The following is a 17,577-nucleotide window of genomic DNA, read 5'->3' on the forward strand; positions in this document are numbered from 1 at the left end:
CCTCCGGTCGGGTACGCCGTAGCGGGCAGGGGCGGTTCGGGGAAGGCCAGTTGGGAACCGAGCGCGCGCCCTGCCCGGGGGCGCGCGCCCGGCTGCCCGGTCCCGGCTGCCGGGTCGGGGCCATACACCCGGACACCGGGTCACCGGACGTCCCGGGGCAGGCCCGCGCGAGCCCTGCTCGCGACGCGCCCGGCCCGGGGTCTGTGGTGCTGCTCAGCGGGTCACAACGGGGCCGATCGGGAAGGCCCTCAGCACCGCATCCACTTGTTGCTCTCGCCGTCGTCGTTCGGCCGGTGCTGGGTCCAGCCCTGCCCCCTGGGGAGACAGCCCAGCTTGCGGCCGTAGTTCTCCTCGCCGTAGAGGGCCACGCCCAGGCCCGAACGGCCGTTGTTCCACGATGAGGAGTCATTGTTGAAGATGGCCCAGCGCCTCCACGACGGGTTGTTGTCCTTGAAGAAGTAGTCCTCGCCCCGGTAGCTCGCGTGCAGGTAGACGCAGTAGTACTCGCGCGGGCAGCCGGGCGGAGCAGCGGCCTGCTTCGCCGCAGCCGGCTCCGAACCCTTGGCCGACGTCTGTGCCGGGGCCTGCGGCGAGGCCGCCCCGGCCGACGGGGCGAACGCGAGACCCCCGCCCAGCAGCGCCGCACCTGACACCAACGCCAGACGCGTGGCAATGCGTGCCGTCATGTTCCCGTCCTCTCCTTTGCACCGATGTGCCGGACGAGAAGGAGTCAACACCGGTGCGCTCACCAGGCTGCCTCCGCGCGCTGTCCGTCCGATGAGCGCGCCCACGAGACGGCTCGCCCGTCGAAAGAGCGTGGTCGGCCCCGTCCAGTAGCCGTGCCGCGGCCGAGCCGCCGGACTTTCGGCCGGACTTTTCGTCCGGTAAGACACCTGTGACCGCATCCCGGGGGCCGCTAGGTTGAGCCGTCTGCCGGAACAAGAGAGCCCGGAGGCGGACATGGCGACACGGCAGTCGGTCTTCGCCCGGCTGTGCGCCCGGCGCCAGTGGGAGCAGCCGGCGGTGTTCATGGCGGTGTACGACGCCACGGCGCGGCGGCTCGGTGAGCCGGGGCGGATCACCGTACGGCAGTTGCACCGCTGGCGGCAGCCCGATCCGCCATGCCCGCGCCCCGCCAGCCGGCGGGTGCTCGAGGAGATGTTCGGCATGCCGCTGGAACGGCTCGGCTTCACGCTTCCCGCCCACCGCCACGCACCGCCCGGCCCCGGCCGGACTCCCGCGCAGGGCGCAGCCCCGGCCCACGACGCCCGGCGGCCCGCGCCCCCACTGCGTTTTCAGGTGCTCGGTCCTGTCCGTGTGCGGTGCGGTACGGAGGCACTGCCCGAGGGCCGCCCCCAGGAACGGGCCCTGCTGACCGCGCTGCTACTGCGGGCCGGGCGCACGGCGACGGCGAGCGAACTCATCGACGCCATATGGGGACAGGCGCCGCCCGCCCAGGCACTCCCCGCCCTGCGCACCTACGCCTCCCGGTTACGCAAGGTCCTCGGCCGCCGCACCCTCGTCTCCGAGGCCGGGGGATACGCGATTGCCCTGCCGGACGGGGCACTTGACCTGGCGGTGTGTGAGAAGTACGAGGCGCAGGCGGCCGAGGCCCGTGCCGCACACGACCCGCACCGCGCACGGCGGGCCCTGCGCGACGCGCTGGCGCTGTGGAACGGAGAACCCCTGGGCGGCGTCCCCGGCCCCTTCGCCGACGCCCAGCGTTCCCGGCTGACCGAATGGCGCCTGGCCCTGCTCGAACACCGCCTCGCCCTCGACCTGGAGCTCGGCGGACACCTTGACGCCGTCTCCGAGCTGACCTCACTCACTGCCGAGCACCCGCTGCGTGAGGGCCTGCGCGCCCTGCTGATGCTGGCGCTCTACCGCGGCGGACGCCAGGGAGAGGCGCTGGGCGTGTACGCCGACACCCGCCGCCTGCTCGACGAGGAACTCGGCGTCAGTCCCGGCCCGGAGCTGACGGCACTGCACCAGCGCGTTCTGCGCGCGGACCCCGGCCTCGCCGCACCCCCCGGCACCGGCGGCGCGGACGAGCCGCCGCGTCAGGCGGCACGCCTGGCCCAACTCCCGGCCGAGCTGGCCGACTTCACCGGCCGGGCCGCCGCCGCGGCACACCTGCGGCGAGAACTGCTGCGCGACCCGGGCCGGGTGATGCCCATCGCCTCGGTGCGCGGACTCGGCGGCGTCGGCAAGACCGCGCTGGCGGTACGGGTGGCCCACGCCGTCCGCGGCCACTTCCCCGGCGGGCAGCTCTACGCGGACCTCCTCGGCCAGAGCGCCCGGCCGGCCAGGCCCCACGACGTCCTTGGCGCCTTCCTGCGCGCCCTCGGAGTCCCCGACTCCGCCCTTCCCGACGACCCTGAGGAACGGTCGGCGCTCTACCGGTCCACCTTGGCCGGACGCCGGGTCCTCGTGCTGCTCGACAACGCACACGGTGAGGCCCAGGTGCGTCCGCTGCTGCCCGGCGCCCCGGGGTGCGCCGTGCTGATCACGAGCCGCGCCCGGCTGGTCACGGTCCCCGGCGCCCAGGTGCTCGACCTCGACGTCATGAGTGAGCAGGAGGCCCTTGCCCTGTTCACCCGCATCGTCGGCGCCCCGCGTGCCGGGGCCGAGCCGACCGCCTGCCGTGAGACCGTCGCCGCCTGCGGATACCTGCCGCTGGCGATCCGTATCGCCGCCGCGCGCCTGGTCGCCCGCCCGGCCTGGGCCGTCTCCACTCTGGCCGGGCGGCTCACCGACGAACGCCGCAGACTCGACCAGCTGCGCCTCGGCGACCTCGCCGTGGACGCCTCCTTCGAGCTGGGCTACGGCCAGTTGGAGCCCGCGCAGGCCCGGGCCTTCCGCCGCCTCGCGCTGCCGGACGGCCTCGACATCTCCCTCGCCGCGGCCGCCGCCGTACTGGATGAGAGCGAGGACACCAGTGAGCGGCTGCTGGAGTCCCTGGTCGACATCAGTCTGCTGGAATCCGCGGCCCCGGGCCGCTACGGCTACCACGACCTGCTGCGGCTGTTCGCACGCGACCGTGCCGTACGCGAGGACCCGGGTGGGGACCGGAGGGCCGTGCTGTCCCGCCTGCTCGGCTTCTACCTGGCCACGGCCTGCCACGCGTACGCGCTGGAGAACCCGGGGGACCGGCTGCTGGAACATCTGGCGCCCACCGCCTGCCGGGCCTTGCCGTTCGACGACCGCCAACAGGCCCTGGACTGGGTGTTCTCCGAGGGGCCCGCTCTGCTCGCCACCGTACGCCAGTGCGCGGCGGAACCGGCGCTGGCGCCCATGGCCGCCGATGTCCTGCTGGTGACGCAGGACCTGATGGAGTCGGGCGCCTACCGGCAGACGTATGCGTCGGCGGCGTCGGCCGTGGCCGAGGAGGCTCGGCGCGGCGGCGATCCGCGCACCGAGGGCCGCGCCAGGGTGGTTCTCGGCCAGGTGCACCACTTGGCGGGCCGCGCGGAACGGGCGCGCGAGGAGGCCGAGCGAGCCCATGCCCTCGGCGCCGCCGCCGACGACGCGCTCACGCTCGGCTACGCGCCCAACCTGCTGGGCCTGCTCGCCATCTTCCACGGCCGCCACCAAGCCGCCGCCGCCCGCTTCACCCAGGCCCTGAGCGCCTTCAGGGCCGACGGCAACCGCTACGGCGAGACGGCCATGCTCATGAACCTGGGCCGGGCCCAACTGGGCCTCGGGCAGACCGAGAGCGCGATTGCCGCGTCCGAGCAGTCGGTGGAACTGTGGCGCGGGCTCGGCGCCACCCTGCGGCTTGCGAACGGCTACTACGCCCTCGGCCTCGCCCTCCACGAGGCGGGCCGCTATGACGAGGCGCTGGAACGGTTCCAGCAGGGCCTCGTGATGTTCCAGGAGAGCCGACAGCCGTACTGGACCGGCATGACCCACTTCCGTATGGCCACCGCCCAACTGGCCGCCTCGCGCGCGCGTGAGGCCGCCGCGCACGCCGAAACCGCCCTCGTCCTGCTGCGCGACATCGGCGGCGACCGACGGCTCGCCGGTGTGCTGTCCCTGCTCGCCCGGACGCTGCGCCGGCTCGGTCAGCAGGAACGTGCGCACACCTGCTGGCAGGAGGCGCTGTCCCTGCTCGAACGGATCGGAAGCCCCGAGGCCGCACATGTACGTGCCCTGCTCACCCCGGCCGGCAACTCCTGACCATGGCCTCCCGGCGCGCCGGTACCGCCCACCCACTTGGGCGGACGGCACCGGCTCAGGAACGCGCACTGCCCTGCCGTGGCCGGGCAGGCTTCCCCGTCAGGGGAGTCGCACGCCGATCGCGGCGGCCAGCCGCGGCGGCGGCCAGTTGCCCGTGTTGGTGGTGCGGGGCGGGGGCCAGTTGCCTGTGTCAGTGGCGTACGGCGGCGGCCAGTTGCCCCTGGTGATGGTTCGAGGCGGCGGCCAGTTGCCCACCTCGGCGGTGTACGGCAACGGCCGGCTGCCCGCGTCCGTGATGCGGGGCGGCGGCCAGTTGCCTGTGTTCCGTGCCGCCGAAGCCGCTTCACCGGGCACGGCGCCCGGTTCGGCCGCCGCGGCGCTGGTCAGGAGGACCACTGTCGCGGCCGCCCCGACTCCCACGCCGATCGCTTGCTTGATGTGCATGGAGTATCTCCCCCGGCTGAGCCCGGGTAGGGCTCGTCCAATCGCTGTGATGTGTCCGGCCTCGGGGGACGGCTGAGGCACCTGGGCGAGAACCCCCCGTGGCACCGGCCGATCCCTGGCCGATGAGTCGATTGCAGCCGCCGCCGCGTTGTCAGGCAGCCCCCCGCGATCACTCCGGACAAAGGCCGACGCCGCCGGTCGCACGGGGTGGCCGAAGAAAGCCCTCGCCTGTTGCGGCGTGTTGCCGTGCGTCACGGCCCCGCGTACTTTGACGCGGTCCGCCGCGTGCCGGGGAGGGAACTGTGGGGCGTCGGGAGAGTCCGCTGGACCCGGATGCGGGACCCGTGCAGCGCTTCGCGTACGACCTGCGCGCGCTCCGCCGCGACGCGGGCGGCCCGACCTACCGGACGATGGCCGCGCGCGGCGGGTACTCGGTCACCACCCTGGCGCAGGCGGCCGCGGGAGAGCGGCTGCCGTCGCTGCCGGTCCTCCGGGCCTACGTGGCGGCCTGCGGCGGTGACGAGACGGAGTGGGAACACCGCTGGCGCGAGGCCGGAGCAGAGGCGGCCGCCGTGCCCTCGGCCGCGGACGACGAGCCCGCGCCCTACCTCGGCCTGGCCCGGTTCGAACCGGGCGACCGGGAGAAGTTCTTCGGCCGCGAGCAACTGACCGGAGAGTTGCTCACCGTCGTGGCGGAAAACCGGTTCGCCGCGCTCGTCGGAGCCTCCGGCAGCGGTAAGTCCTCGTTGCTGCGTGCGGGGCTGATCCCCGCCCTCCAGCACGCCGACGAGCCGCACCGGCGCCCCGCGGCCATTCGCATCCTCACCCCCGGCGAGCGCCCCCTCGCCGCGCACGCGGCACCGCTGTCCCCGGCGGACGGCGAACGCGACACGGTCGTCGTGATCGATCAGTTCGAGGAGACCTTCACCCTGTGCCGGAGCCAGGAGGAACGGGCAGGGTTCATCGACCGGCTGCTCACCGCCCGGCAGCCGGACAGCCGGCTGCGCGTCGTCATCGCCGTACGCGCCGACTTCTACGGCCGGTGCGCCGAGCACCGCGCGCTCGCCGCAGCACTGCGGGGGGCCAGTTTGCTGGTGGGGCCCATGAGCCAGGAAGAGCTGCGCCAGGCCATCGTCGGTCCTGCGGCCACCCGGGGAGCCCTCGTCGAACGGGCCCTGACCGCCCGGCTCGTCACCGAGGTCACCGACGAACCGGGCGGTCTGCCCCTGCTGTCCCACGCGCTCCTCGAGACATGGCGGCGGCGCAAGGGCCGAGCGCTGACCGAGTCGTCCTACGAGGCGGCAGGCGGCCTGCGAGGGGCCATCGCCCGCACCGGCGAGGAGGTGTACGCGCGACTCACTCCCGGTGAGGCCGCTCTCGCGCGGCATCTTCTGCTGCGTCTGATCACGCCCGGGGAAGGGGCGCCGGACACCCGGCGCCCGGCCGACCGCGCCGAACTCCTCGCGTTGGGCCCGGGCGCCGCCCCGGTCCTGGAACGTCTGGCACGCGCCCGGTTGATCACCCTGGAGGAGTCCTCGGTATATCTGGCCCATGAGGCGCTGATCACGGCCTGGCCCCGGCTCAGCACCTGGGTGGAGGAGGGCCGCGAGCGGTTGCGGCTGCACCGTCGCCTGACGGACGCGGCGAACGCGTGGGAGGAGAGCGGGCGCGACACCGGGGCCCTGTACCGGGGCAACCGCCTGACCGCCGTGGAGGAGGCGTTCGCCGGGAGGGACGGCGCGTTCGACGGGACGGACGGCGACGTCGCGCTGACCGGGCACGAGCGGGCTTTCCTGGCCGCCGCTGTCGCCGCCCGCGCCAGGGAACGCCGCCGCAGTCGGTCCCTGCTGGGGACGCTGTCCGTGCTGCTGGTCCTGGCACTGGTGGCCGGTGTGGTCGCCTGGCAGCAGAACCGCACGAGCGAGAAGCGCAGAACCGAAGCCGTCGCCCGTAAGGTCAGCGCCCTGGCGAACGGCATGCGCTTCTCCGACCCGGTCACGGCCATGCGGCTGAGCGTCGCCGCCTGGCGGGTGGCCGACACACCGGAGACCCGCGCGGGACTCATGGGTGCCCACACCCAGCCGGAGGAGGACGTGTTCACGGTGCCCGAGAGCCTGGACTCCCAGCAGTTCCTGAGCCGGGACGGGCGCACCGTGGTCGTCGCCGACAGGGGTCACGTCACGAAGTGGGACGTGCGGACCAAGCGCACGACGGGAAAGTACCCGGGTCTCGGCCGCCACGTCGGTTCGGCCACTCATCTCAGCCCCGACGCGCGCGGACTCCTCGTGGAGACGGATGACGGCGTCTTCGTCTGGGACATCGCCGCGGGCCGTCCGGCCGGACGCCCGCTCGGCTCGCCGAACGCGGTGAGCCTGGGGTTCGGCTCCACCGCGCGCACCGTCGTCCTGGGTGACACCGCCGACGTGCGCCCCCGCGTCTGGGACACGGCGCGCCGGCGTGTTCTCTTCACTGCCCCTGTCGGCCAGGTGGAAGCGGCCGTCGTCAGTCCGGACGAGCGCATGGTGGCGCTGTGCCCGGCCGGGAGCCGGCTCCAGGTGTGGGACATGGCCCAGCGGCGGCGGCTTCCCGTTCCCGGCTCCTTGCCGCGCGGGGGTGACGACGCGTGTGCGGAGGTCCGGTTCGCACCCGACAGCCGCACGGTGGCGGCCGTCACGCCCGACGCCGTGCGGAGGTGGCGGGCGCGGACCGGCAAACCGCTGCCGGGCATCGAGCAAGTGGGTGTGACCAGCCTGGAGTTCGGTGCCGACGGCCGGTTCATCGTGACGTCGGACGCCGAGGAGATCAGTCTCTGGCGGCTGTCCGACGCCGAGGACCCGGTGCTGCGCTATCCGGTCACCACGCTCTCCGTCGGGCAGCTCAGCCTTGACCTCGACGACCGTCGCATCCGCTATCTGTCACAACGCCGGATGCAAGGGGGCGTCGTGCGCTCGGTCGCCCTGCGCGGTGCCACCGCCACGACCTGGCTGGAACCCGCCGTGTCCGGCGCCGCGTTCGGCGCGGACGGCCGCCTGCTCGCCAGGTCCCGGCAGGAGGCCGACGGGACCCGCTTCCAGCTGTTCGACGTGCGCACCGGGCGCCGGGCGAGAGAGCTGCCCCGGCTGCGGTGCACTGAGGAGTACGTGGCCGACTGTCTGGAGGACATGGAGTTCAGCGCCGACGGACGCACGCTCGCCTATCGGACGGGCCCGGTGGATTCGGCGGCGGGGGAACGGTTCGCCGTCTGGGACGTCGCCGCGGGCCGGGACAGGACACCGAAGGCCCTCCGGGCTCCCGGCTGGGAGGGAGAGGGCGGCCTCGCGATGGCGCTGAGCCCGGACGGGAGATCCCTGTTCCTCTCCCGCGGGGAGGACGAGGACGGGCGCACCGATGTCTTCGACGTACGCCGGGGAAACCGCACCAAGGTGCTGCGCGGGATGGGCGGAGGCGCCCTGGCCGTACGGCCTGACGGAAGGCTGCTGGTGAACACGAACGGCCGGGCGGCCGACCTGCGGAACGGCCGGGTGACCCGAGTGAGCCTGGGCCAGGACTCGGTGACCGCGATCACGTTCAGCCCCGACGGCCGGTTGTTCGCGGCGGGCGACACCTCGGGGCGGGTCACCCTCCGGGACGGCGAACTGCGCCGCCGCGTCGGGGAGTTCGACGGTACGTTCACCAGCGAACGGCAGGACGCCGCCCAGCCGGTGGGCGCCCTGGCCTTCTCCCCCGACGGCAGGACCCTCGCCGTGGGCGGTTCCGAGGGCACGCTGCGACTGTGGGACACCACCGCCAACCAGGCCCTGGGAGCCGCGCTTCCCACACCCGGCGACCGGCAGATCTCTCTCGCCTTCGGCCCGGACAGCGCCACCGTGTACGCGGCGGGCGAGCGCGTCCCGCTTCAGCGCTACCGCGTCACTCCGCGGCAGGTGGCCGCCGATGTCTGCGCCCGCACGGGCACCGGGCTGTCCCGGCGCGACTGGAAGGCGTACATCGCGGAAGTACCGTACCGACCCACCTGCTGAGCCTCGGCAGCGACGGGCCGTTCAGCTGCTGCCGCAGCTTCACCAACGACGGCGGGCCGCAGAGTGATCTGAACCCCTCCCGGGCTTGACGCGCCTTGGCGCTCAATTGTCCGGCCCCCCTCGTTCGGGTGATTGCCATTACTAGCCCATTAAACGCTCCTCCATGCGCGCACCATTTACGTGTGCAGCGGCATCGTGGCGCGGGCGTCCGTGCCGCGTGCCGCTTCCTGACCAAGCCGGGAGCGAGAGGGGGGCGTTGGGTCTGTCGACCACACAACTCAGGTTCGTCTGCGAGCCGTTGACCGAGAACTGCCACAGGGTCTGGGACCGGGGGGAGCATGTCCTGGTAGGGGTGAGCCCTGGCAACAGCTATTTCAGTGAGGCGCTGCTGACGGGGCTGCTGGGCTGGTTGTCCAGGGCGTTCAGGCGCGTTGATGTCGTCATTCCCGACTCCGGGCTGCGGGAGACGCTGCTGGCTGCCGGGTACCCGGGTCCGCAGGCCGCGAAGAAGGTTCGCGGAGTCTCCCAGCGTCTTCGCAACCGTGTGACCCGTGCCCGGCAGGCCGCCGGGGTGCCCGCGGAGCGGTTCGGGCTGCACCTGCTGTCGGAGCTGGAGACCCGCCCTCTGTACCAGGCGCTGCTGCGCGAGGTCGAGGAGGCGTTCGCCGACGACCCGCAGGTGCGGGCCGGCAGTACGAATGGCGCACGGCAGGTCCTGCGTTCCTACCTCAACGGCAGCGAGCCCACCGAGGAGCAAGTCGAACAGGCCGCGCGGTATCTGCTCGCCGAGACGCCCTTTCTGCTCGACACCCCGGGCGTCTTCGGGGTGCCCAGCTCGACGGCCATCTACCACCGCCGCATCGAGTACGTCGATCAGTTCTACACCTTACGGAGCGCGCTGCGGACATCTGAGCACCAGGCGTTCGCCGTCGTCCGCCCTCATGACGTGAGCGCCGGGACCGCCTGTGAACGACCATGAGCTGGACGCCGCGCAGCTGCACGGTTCCCTGCTGCGCGAGGCGTACACCCACTGCGCCGAACTGCTGGGCCGCAACAACCACGCTTCTCAGCCGTGGACGCGGTCCGGGCTTCCTCCGGCCAAACGTCCCTACTGGGATGCTGTGATCGCTTTCTGCGGATACGCCGACGACCTCGCCGACGACCCGGACGCCGCCCTGGACAACCGGCTTCGGCGCCTGCGCGCTCTCCAAGGAGAGCTCCACCGGCTCCTGCGCGGGCAGCACAGACCGCCGGAGACGGCGGAGCGGCGCACACAGGCCCTGCTGTGCCAGGCGTTCGCCCACTTCGTCAACGTTTGGCAAGTACGCGAGCAAAGCGTCTGGGAAGCAGGCCATGCACTCCTGGCCGACTTGACCGTCCGCGACTACGACACAGTGTCCGACCTCGAACGCTATTTCTACGGGGTGAGCGGACAGCCCGCCATCTGGTTCAGCACGTTGCTGGAAGGGACCGGCAGGCGGGCCGAGGATGCCGCGATGGCCTGGGGCTACGGCATGCAGACGCTCGACATCCTGATCGACGTGGAAGAGGACCTGCGCCAGGGCAAGCTGTATCTGCCCCTGGAGGACCTGCAACGATGCGGCCTGCGGCGCGAGGACGTCGAAGTCCTGCTTGCCGCCCGGCACACGACGGGACCGCTGCGCAAGCTCATAGGACTGCAGACCGACCGGGCCCGGCGGTATTTCAACGCGGCCGAGGAATGGGAACGTCTGGTCCATCCCTCCGGCCGTGAACTCGTGCGCCAGTCGGTGGCCCGGGCGCGATTGGCTCTTGAGCGCTTCGCGGATTGCGACAACGACGTGTTCGTGTTCTGTGGGCAGGATTTGTAGAGAGCGGACGTGTGGCAGGGCCGCCGACGGCCGGAGTGGGGTCCGTGACGCGGCGCCGTCGCCCCTCTCAACGGGTGAATGCGGGGTGTCCGCGTCTGTGTCGCTCCTGCTCCGCGCGGCGAGGGGCTTGGAGGCTGAGGGCATGTCACACCACCTCAGCGGGCCGAATCTCCGGTCCCCCATGGGCGATGCCCGGCTCGACATGACCGATCTGTTCGCCTTCACGGCGGCAGGTGACCGCACCGTGCTGATCATGAATGTCAACCCCGTCGCCCCCACCGGCGGCGACGCCTTCCACCCCGACGCGGTCTACCGCATCAACGTGGACACCGACGGCGACAACCAGGCGGATGTGGCCTTCAGTTTCGTCTTCTCACAGCCCCAGGCCGGGCAGCAGACCGTGACCGTGTACCGCGCGGATGGCGAACAGGCCCGGTCGCACGAGGCCGGCGGACAGAAGATCATCACCGAGGGGCCGGTCTCCTTCACCGCACGGCCCGAGTCCATCGCCGCAGGGCCCTACCGATTCTCCGCCGGGCTCCGCAGCGACCCGTTCTTCGCGGACTTGGACGGGATCGTCAAGGACTTCCAGTGGACCGGAGTCGACTGGGGCGCCGACAAGAACGTCTTCGGCATCGTCCTCGACATGCCGGCCCTCGAGCTGGGCCCAGCCCCGGTCATCGGCGTCTGGGGGCGGGTGAGCGTCCGCCAGGACGGGCATCTGAAGTCAGTGGACCGGGGTGCCCATCCCTCGCTCACGGCCTACTTCAACCAGGACGATGCCAAGGACGCGTACAACGCAGCCGAGCCGGCACAGGACTGGGACACCTACCTGCAGCCGTGGACCGCGGTCCTTGCGCACACCGGCGGCTACGACGACCAGGCCGCCGAAAAGGCCCTGCGTACGGTCCTGCCGGACATCCTGCGCTACGACCGGTCCAAGCCCGCCGCGTACCCGAACGGGCGGACCCTGACGGACGACGTCACCTCCGCCCGGCTGAACATGATCTCCGGCGGCAAAGTCACCAGCGACCACATCGGCCCGCACACCGACCTGCTGCCCGACTTCCCCTTCCTCGGCACACCGCACCCTGCCCCCGCGCCCGCCTGAGACCGACACTCTCTCCACGCGCGGTCGCCGGACGCGGGGGCGCACCACCCCGGCGTCCGGTCAGCGCGTGGCGAGGAGTTCGAGTGTGTCGATCACGCGGTTCGAGAAGCCCCACTCGTTGTCGTACCAGGCGACCACCTTGACGTGGCGGCCCTCGACGCGGGTGAGGGCCGAGTCGAAGACCGACGAGGCGGGATTGCCCGTGATGTCGGACGACACGAGCGGGTCCTCCGAGTACTCGAGGACGCCGGCGAGCGGCCCCTCCGCCGCCGCGCGGTACGCCGCAAGGACGGCGTCGCGCGTCACGTCACGGGCGACGGTCGTGTTGAGTTCGACGATCGAGCCCACCGGCACCGGTACGCGGATCGAGTCGCCCGACAGCTTGCCGTCGAGGTCCGGAAGCACCAGGCCGATCGCCTTGGCGGCGCCGGTCGTGGTCGGCACGATGTTGATGCCGGCGGCCCGGGCGCGACGGGCGTCGCGGTGCGGACCGTCCTGCAGGTTCTGCTCCTGCGTGTAGGCGTGCACCGTCGTCATGAACCCGTGCTCGATACCGGCGAGTTCGTCGAGGACCGCGGCCAGCGGTGCGAGCGCGTTGGTGGTGCAGGAGGCGCTCGAGACGATCGTGTGCACGGCCGCGTCGTACGCGTCGGTGTTGACCCCGTACGCGAGCGTGACGTCGGCGCCGTCCGACGGCGCGCTGACGAGCACCTTCTTCGCGCCCGCGTCGAGGTGGGCCCGGGCGGCCTTGGCCGAGGTGAAGCGGCCGGTGGCCTCCAGGACGATGTCGACGCCGAGTTCGGCCCACGGCAGCTGCGCCGGTTCGCGCTCGGCAAGCACCGTGATCCGACGGCCGTCGACGACGAGGACGTCCCCGTCGACGGTCACCGGGCGTCCGAGCCGGCCGGCCGTGCTGTCGTAGGCGAGCAGCCGGGCGAGAGTGGCGGGCTCCGTCAGGTCGTTGACGGCGACGATCTCCAGCGCGCTGTCGCGCTCCAGCAGTGCGCGCAGCACATTGCGTCCGATGCGGCCGAATCCGTTGATGGCGATGCGAGTCATGAGTGATGTCCCTTCCCTTCCGCACCAGGCTCGCCCGCGGCCGACGCCGCTGACAGTGGCGGGATCGCCACGGTTCAAAAGGATCCCGCCACGAAAAGATCCCGCCACGCGGCGCCGGGCGGGTCACTCACCCCGGTCACTCACCCCGCGTGAAGGTGCGCCGGTATTCGCTCGGTGTGGTGCCGAGGATGCGCTGGAAGTGCAGGCGCAGGTTCGCGCCGGTGCCTAGCCCGACGTCGGCGGCGATCTGTTCGACGCCGCGCTGCGAGCGCTCGAGCAGTTCGCGGGCCAGGTCGATGCGGGCGCGCATCACCCACTGCATCGGCGTGTAGCCGGTCTCCTCGACGAAGCGCCGGGAGAACGTGCGCGGCGAGACCCCCGCCTGCCGCGCCAGTATGTCGAGGGTGAGGGGCTCGCCGAGCCGGTGCAGCGCCCACTCGCGGGTGGCGGCGAACTGCTCGCCGAGCGGCTCGGGGACGCTGCGCGGTACGTACTGGGCCTGGCCGCCGCTGCGGTAGGGGGCCGCGACCAGACGGCGGGCCGCGTGGTTGGACGCGGCCACGCCGAGGTCGCCGCGCAGGATGTGCAGGCACAGGTCGATGCCGGAGGCGGCGCCGGCCGAGGTGAGCACGCTGCCCTCGTCGACGAACAGCACGTTCTCGTCGACCTGGACGAGCGGGTGCCTGGCCGCGAGTGCCCGCGTGTAGTGCCAGTGCGTCGTGGCGCGCCTGCCGTCGAGCAGGCCCGTGGCGGCGAGCGCGAAGGCGCCCGTCGAGATGGCGGCGAGCCGCGCGCCCCGGTCGTGGGCGGCGATCAGTGCCTCGACGACGGCCCGCGGCGGGTCGTCGCGGTCCGGGAACCGGTAGCCGGGGACGAAGACGATGTCGGCCCACGCGAGCGCGTCGAGGCCGTGGGCGACGTGGTACGCGAGGCCATCGCCGCCGGTCACAAGACCTGGAGCCGCCCCGCACACCCGCACCTCGTACGGCATGCTCGCGCGGGTCGTGAAAACCTGCGCGGGAATTCCGACGTCGAGCGGCTTCGCACCCTCGAGCACAAGGACGGCGACGCGATGGAGGCGGGGAGCAGGCACAGGAAGAGGTTACGTGGGGCCTGCCTTCGGGTCGGTTGCCCTACGCTCGATGCCCGAAGCGTGTCCAGGCAAGGGCAGAGAGGTGTCCATGGAACGGATGGCTGCGGCAGTCGGCGGCGCGGAACGCGCCGCGCGCGTCGAGTGGTCGGCGCGGGCGCCGGCCGAGCGGGCCCGGCACGACTCCGTGTTCGCCGATGCGCCGCGGGCCCGCGACGACAGAGACATCGGCCTCGACAACCACGGCGGGTAGGCGCAGGGTGACGGGGCGCAGGCAGCCCTCGGGGGACACGCACAACGTCACCAGCGGTGGACAGCAGGGCTTCCTCATCCAGGCGCGCGACATCGTGAACCTGTACGTCCAGCCGCACGTGGCGGTGGGTCTACCGGGGCTGGCCGCGGGCTTCGGGCTGTATCTCCTCGCCGTACGACCGGAGTTGCCGCTCTCCCGCGGCTACGACCCGGGGCCGGTGCGGCTCGGCTGGCTGCTGCTGGCCCTGGCCGTGGCGTCCGCCGTCGCCGCACGTGTACTGGCCGCGCGGGCCAGGAGACGTGCCCGGGTCTGGCAGTCGCCGGAGCACCTCCAGCGGGTCGCGGACGGTCTCGCCGAGGTGCTGCGGCGGCAGTACGCCCGCGACGAGCGGCTGCTGCACATCGCGGAACCCCACCCCATCGAGGTGGAGTGGACGCCCGCCGGGGACGCGCCGGGCGCCTCCATCTCCGCGTACTTCGAAGGCACCCCCGACCGGCGGCTCGTCGTCCTCGGCGGCGCGGGCGCGGGCAAGACGGTGCTGGCCCTGCGGCTCGCCTCCGAACTCCTTGAAGCACCGGCCACGGACCCGCCCCGGCCCGTCCCTCTGGTGGTCTCCCTCGCGTCCTGGAACCCGCGCCTGGGACTGGCCCCGTGGCTGGCCCGGCAGCTGGCCGCCGACTTTCCCCAGGTGTGCACGCCCGTGCCCGACGCCCGCCCCTACGCCGTCGCCCTCCACCTCCTGCGTGCCACCGACCGCGTGCTGCTGATCCTCGACGGATTCGACGAACTGCCCGCCGCGCGCCGCAAGGAAGCCCTGCGCCAGCTCGGCGAGAGCCTGCGGGGAAGGCCGTTCGTCCTCACCAGCCGCGAGGACGAGTACCGCGAACACGCACCCGACCCGAGCGTGTTCACCCGCACGGAGATCGTCCTGCAGAGCCTCACGGACGACGCCGTGGGCACGTACCTCAACCCCGCGGGCTCGGACCGCTCCCCCTGGGCACCGGTACTGGACCGGCTGCGCGACGCGCACGACGTGTCCGCCGAGACGGTGCGGCTGCGCGAGGTGCTGCGCGTGCCGCTCATGGCCGGACTGGCCCGGGTCGCCTACGGCTGGGACGGCAACGATCCCCAGGAGCTGCTGACCGCGGGCCGGTTCACCGAAGAGGGCGTACTGGAACGGCACTTGTACGACGCCTTCCTCGACACCGCCTACGGCGCCTCCCCCGACATACGCGCCGAACACGGCGGCTGGGCGCCCGGCGACGCGCGCCGGTGGATGGGCTTCCTCGCCGCCCGGATGAAGGCCGCCAACGAGCAGGACTTCGCGTGGTGGCGGCTGCAGGAGGAGATGCCGTGGCCGGTGCGGGGACTGTGTCTGGCGCCCGCGTATCTGCTGCTGGTCCTGCTGGTGGTGCGGACCGGCGTGGGCGTCGCGTGGTGGGGTGCGTGGCTGCCGGTGTGGGCCGCGTTCGCGCTGACCTGCCTGCTCATGCTCTACGGCTTCGCCGCCGACCCCGAGAGCGAGCGCCCCTCTCCGTGGCGGTTCGACCGGCCCACGGGGCGGCGGGTGCGTGCGGCGCTGCGGCAGCGGAAGGTGCGGGTGGGGGCCGTGGCCCTCGCGCTCACCGCCGGGGCCGCCGTCGCCGCGGCCATGGCCCACTGGTGGGTGGTGGCGGGCTGTTGTGTGCTCTTCCTCGGGCCCCAGCTGCAGCCGGTCGTGCTCGCCGTGTGGCGGTCCGCCGATCCGGCGGTGGGCCTGTCCCCGAGAGAGGTGCTCCGGGCCGACCGGCGCGCGCTGCTCGGCCTGGGCTGGCTCGCGCCGCTGAGGCTGTTCGGCCCGTCTGACGCGGGGTTCCCGCTGTTGCCGATGGTGATCCCCCCGACGGCCTTCATCGCCTGGCAGTCGACCGACCGCGGCCCGCACCCCGCGACCCCGCGCGACTGGGCGTTCGCCGCGGCCGCCACCCTGCTCGCCTGGTGGCTGTATGCCGCCGGGTACTCGGCATGGGGCCGGTACAGCGCGGCCCGTGCGTGGCTCGCGGCCACCGGCCGACTCCCCTGGCGCCTCACGGCGTTTCTTGAGGACGCGCACGCCAGGGGCGTGCTGCGGCAGGCCGGGGGTGTGTACCGGTTCCGGCACGTCGAGCTGCGGGACCGCCTGGCGGAGGGCTACGACAGGGGGGAGCCCCGCGGTCGTACTTCGAAGGTGGCCGTGTCCGCGGACTGGTCCTCCTCGGCCGGTGGCCTCGCGGTGTTCGTCCTCTTCTTCAGCGTCATGACCACTGACCCGCCGCCGGACCCGGTCGCCTACGCCCCCGAGGCGTGTTCACTCCTTGACGACCACGTGATGCGGCAGGTCATGACTGACGGCACGAAGACGGGCCGTACGAAGAAGCACTTCGTCATGCCGCTGGACCTGAGTCTGATCGTCCCGAGCCGCAATGGGTGTGCCGTCTCCGAACAGTCCCCGTTCGCGCCGGACGCGGAGATCGGGATCGCCGCCGTGGGCTGGAAGTCGTCCAAGGACCTCAATGGAGTCCGGTACGCCGCCGAGCGGTTCCGCAGCATCGGGGAGGGGCCCTTCGTGAAGGGGGAGCGGCGGCTGGCGGGCATCGGTGACGAGGCCGCCGAACTCGTCGAGAAGAACGGTTCCGGGCTGCCTGCCGTGGAGGGCGAGTCCTGGCAGGCGATGGTGCGGGTACGGGTCGGCAACGCGCTGTTCTTCGTCACCTACGCCGAGGAGTTCGCGGGCCGGGAGCGCACCAGGGAGATCGCGGAGATCCTGATGCGTGGCTTCCTGCGGCGCGCGGGCCTGGACTCCGGTTCCGGTTCCGGTGGCGATTCCGGTTCCGGTGGGGGGCACGGGGCGGGGACGCCGGCGGCGAGCCGGCGCCGACTGGCCGATGTCCCGCGGGCCGAGGTCCCGAAGGAGGGCACCCGGCTGACCAAGTACAGCCGCATCCCGGCGCACTCCGTGTACGGAGCGACCTGGAGAGAGAAGGAACGGTCGCGCGTGTGGGACAGTCGGCGCCTGCCGTTCGCCTTCCGCGCGCCCAAGCCGCTGTTCTGCCGCACCGGCGGCGAGGGCGATCTCCTCACGTACGAGTGTGAGCGCGGTGTATCGGAGACCGGACTGGGGCCCGACGTGAAGATCCGGATCGCGTCCCACCTGGGCTGCGGGGCCTCCTGCAAAGAGAGGGACGCCGACGCCTACGAGCGGGGGCTCCTCAAGTACGGCGACCCACGCTGGAAGAGCATCCCCTCGTCCCGCGAGCGCGGCACGGCCGCGTACGCGCAGGAGGCCGACACCACGGGCCGGAAGCAGCGCTACGCGATGTACCTGCGCCGAAGCGTCGGCTACCAGAGCGAGGGCAAGCAGCTGACCTGGCGGCTGTGGGTGAAGGTGGACGTGCCGGAGAAGGAGAAGGACAGGGACCTGGCCCAGAAGGTGGTGAACGACATCTTCACCCAGTCCGGCGGGGCGAGGCCGGGCCCGGCCGCCGACTGAAGCCGATCACCGAGCCCTCGCCGGACTGCGGGATGTTGCCCCCGCCGTCCGCCCTCGCCGGACT

The 17,577-nt window shown here is 72.6% G+C and carries 11 protein-coding genes; 7 read left to right on the plus strand and 4 right to left on the minus strand.

Going from position 1 to position 17,577, the window contains the following annotated elements; all coding sequences use genetic code 11:
• Positions 1-248: 248 nt before the first annotated feature.
• On the minus strand, positions 249-686 hold the full coding sequence (locus tag AC0KTA_RS03575) for a peptidase inhibitor family I36 protein (RefSeq protein ID WP_481053614.1): 438 nt from the start codon (positions 684-686) through the stop codon (positions 249-251).
• Positions 687-1,167: 481 nt separating this feature from the next.
• Here AC0KTA_RS03575 and AC0KTA_RS03580 point away from each other — a divergent pair, with 481 nt between their 5' ends.
• Positions 1,168-4,179: an AfsR/SARP family transcriptional regulator gene (locus tag AC0KTA_RS03580; RefSeq protein WP_481056297.1), complete on the plus strand. Its 3,012-nt coding sequence runs from the start codon at positions 1,168-1,170 to the stop codon at positions 4,177-4,179.
• Between the two features lie 99 nt (positions 4,180-4,278).
• On the opposite strand, the gene AC0KTA_RS03585 is transcribed toward AC0KTA_RS03580, so the two are convergent.
• Positions 4,279-4,623: a hypothetical protein gene (locus AC0KTA_RS03585; RefSeq protein ID WP_481053615.1), complete on the minus strand. Its 345-nt coding sequence runs from the start codon at positions 4,621-4,623 to the stop codon at positions 4,279-4,281.
• Positions 4,624-4,925: 302 nt separating this feature from the next.
• Here AC0KTA_RS03585 and AC0KTA_RS03590 point away from each other — a divergent pair, with 302 nt between their 5' ends.
• The 4 genes from AC0KTA_RS03590 to AC0KTA_RS03605 all read left to right on the plus strand — a co-directional run bounded on the left by AC0KTA_RS03590 (position 4,926) and on the right by AC0KTA_RS03605 (position 11,603).
• Entirely contained in the window at positions 4,926-8,642 is a 3,717-nt protein-coding gene (locus AC0KTA_RS03590; RefSeq protein ID WP_481053616.1) for an nSTAND1 domain-containing NTPase, read from the plus strand.
• A gap of 163 nt (positions 8,643-8,805) precedes the next feature.
• On the plus strand, positions 8,806-9,621 hold the full coding sequence (locus AC0KTA_RS03595; RefSeq protein ID WP_481053617.1) for a tRNA-dependent cyclodipeptide synthase: 816 nt from the start codon (positions 8,806-8,808) through the stop codon (positions 9,619-9,621).
• Positions 9,608-10,492 (plus strand): phytoene/squalene synthase family protein, encoded by an 885-nt coding sequence (locus AC0KTA_RS03600; protein ID WP_481053618.1) that lies wholly within the window; start codon positions 9,608-9,610, stop codon positions 10,490-10,492. Before AC0KTA_RS03595 ends, AC0KTA_RS03600 begins: the two co-directional genes overlap by 14 nt.
• Before the next feature lie 142 nt (positions 10,493-10,634).
• Entirely contained in the window at positions 10,635-11,603 is a 969-nt protein-coding gene (locus AC0KTA_RS03605) for a DUF4331 family protein (protein ID WP_481053619.1), read from the plus strand.
• 60 nt (positions 11,604-11,663) lie between these two features.
• Here AC0KTA_RS03605 and gap read toward each other — a convergent pair whose 3' ends face one another.
• Positions 11,664-12,662: a type I glyceraldehyde-3-phosphate dehydrogenase gene (gene gap / locus AC0KTA_RS03610; protein ID WP_481053620.1), complete on the minus strand. Its 999-nt coding sequence runs from the start codon at positions 12,660-12,662 to the stop codon at positions 11,664-11,666.
• A 136-nt stretch (positions 12,663-12,798) separates the two neighbouring features.
• The gene (locus AC0KTA_RS03615; RefSeq protein WP_481053621.1) at positions 12,799-13,755 is read right to left on the minus strand and encodes a GlxA family transcriptional regulator; all 957 of its coding nucleotides are present in this window, start codon (positions 13,753-13,755) and stop codon (positions 12,799-12,801) included.
• 97 nt (positions 13,756-13,852) lie between these two features.
• Here AC0KTA_RS03615 and AC0KTA_RS03620 point away from each other — a divergent pair, with 97 nt between their 5' ends.
• Positions 13,853-14,005: a hypothetical protein gene (locus tag AC0KTA_RS03620; RefSeq protein WP_481053622.1), complete on the plus strand. Its 153-nt coding sequence runs from the start codon at positions 13,853-13,855 to the stop codon at positions 14,003-14,005.
• A 7-nt stretch (positions 14,006-14,012) separates the two neighbouring features.
• Positions 14,013-17,513, plus strand: coding sequence for an NACHT domain-containing protein (locus tag AC0KTA_RS03625; protein ID WP_481053623.1), 3,501 nt, complete (start codon positions 14,013-14,015; stop codon positions 17,511-17,513).
• The last annotated feature ends 64 nt before the right edge of the window (positions 17,514-17,577 follow it).

The sequence above is a fragment of the Streptomyces sp. Y309 genome (assembly GCF_056712025.1).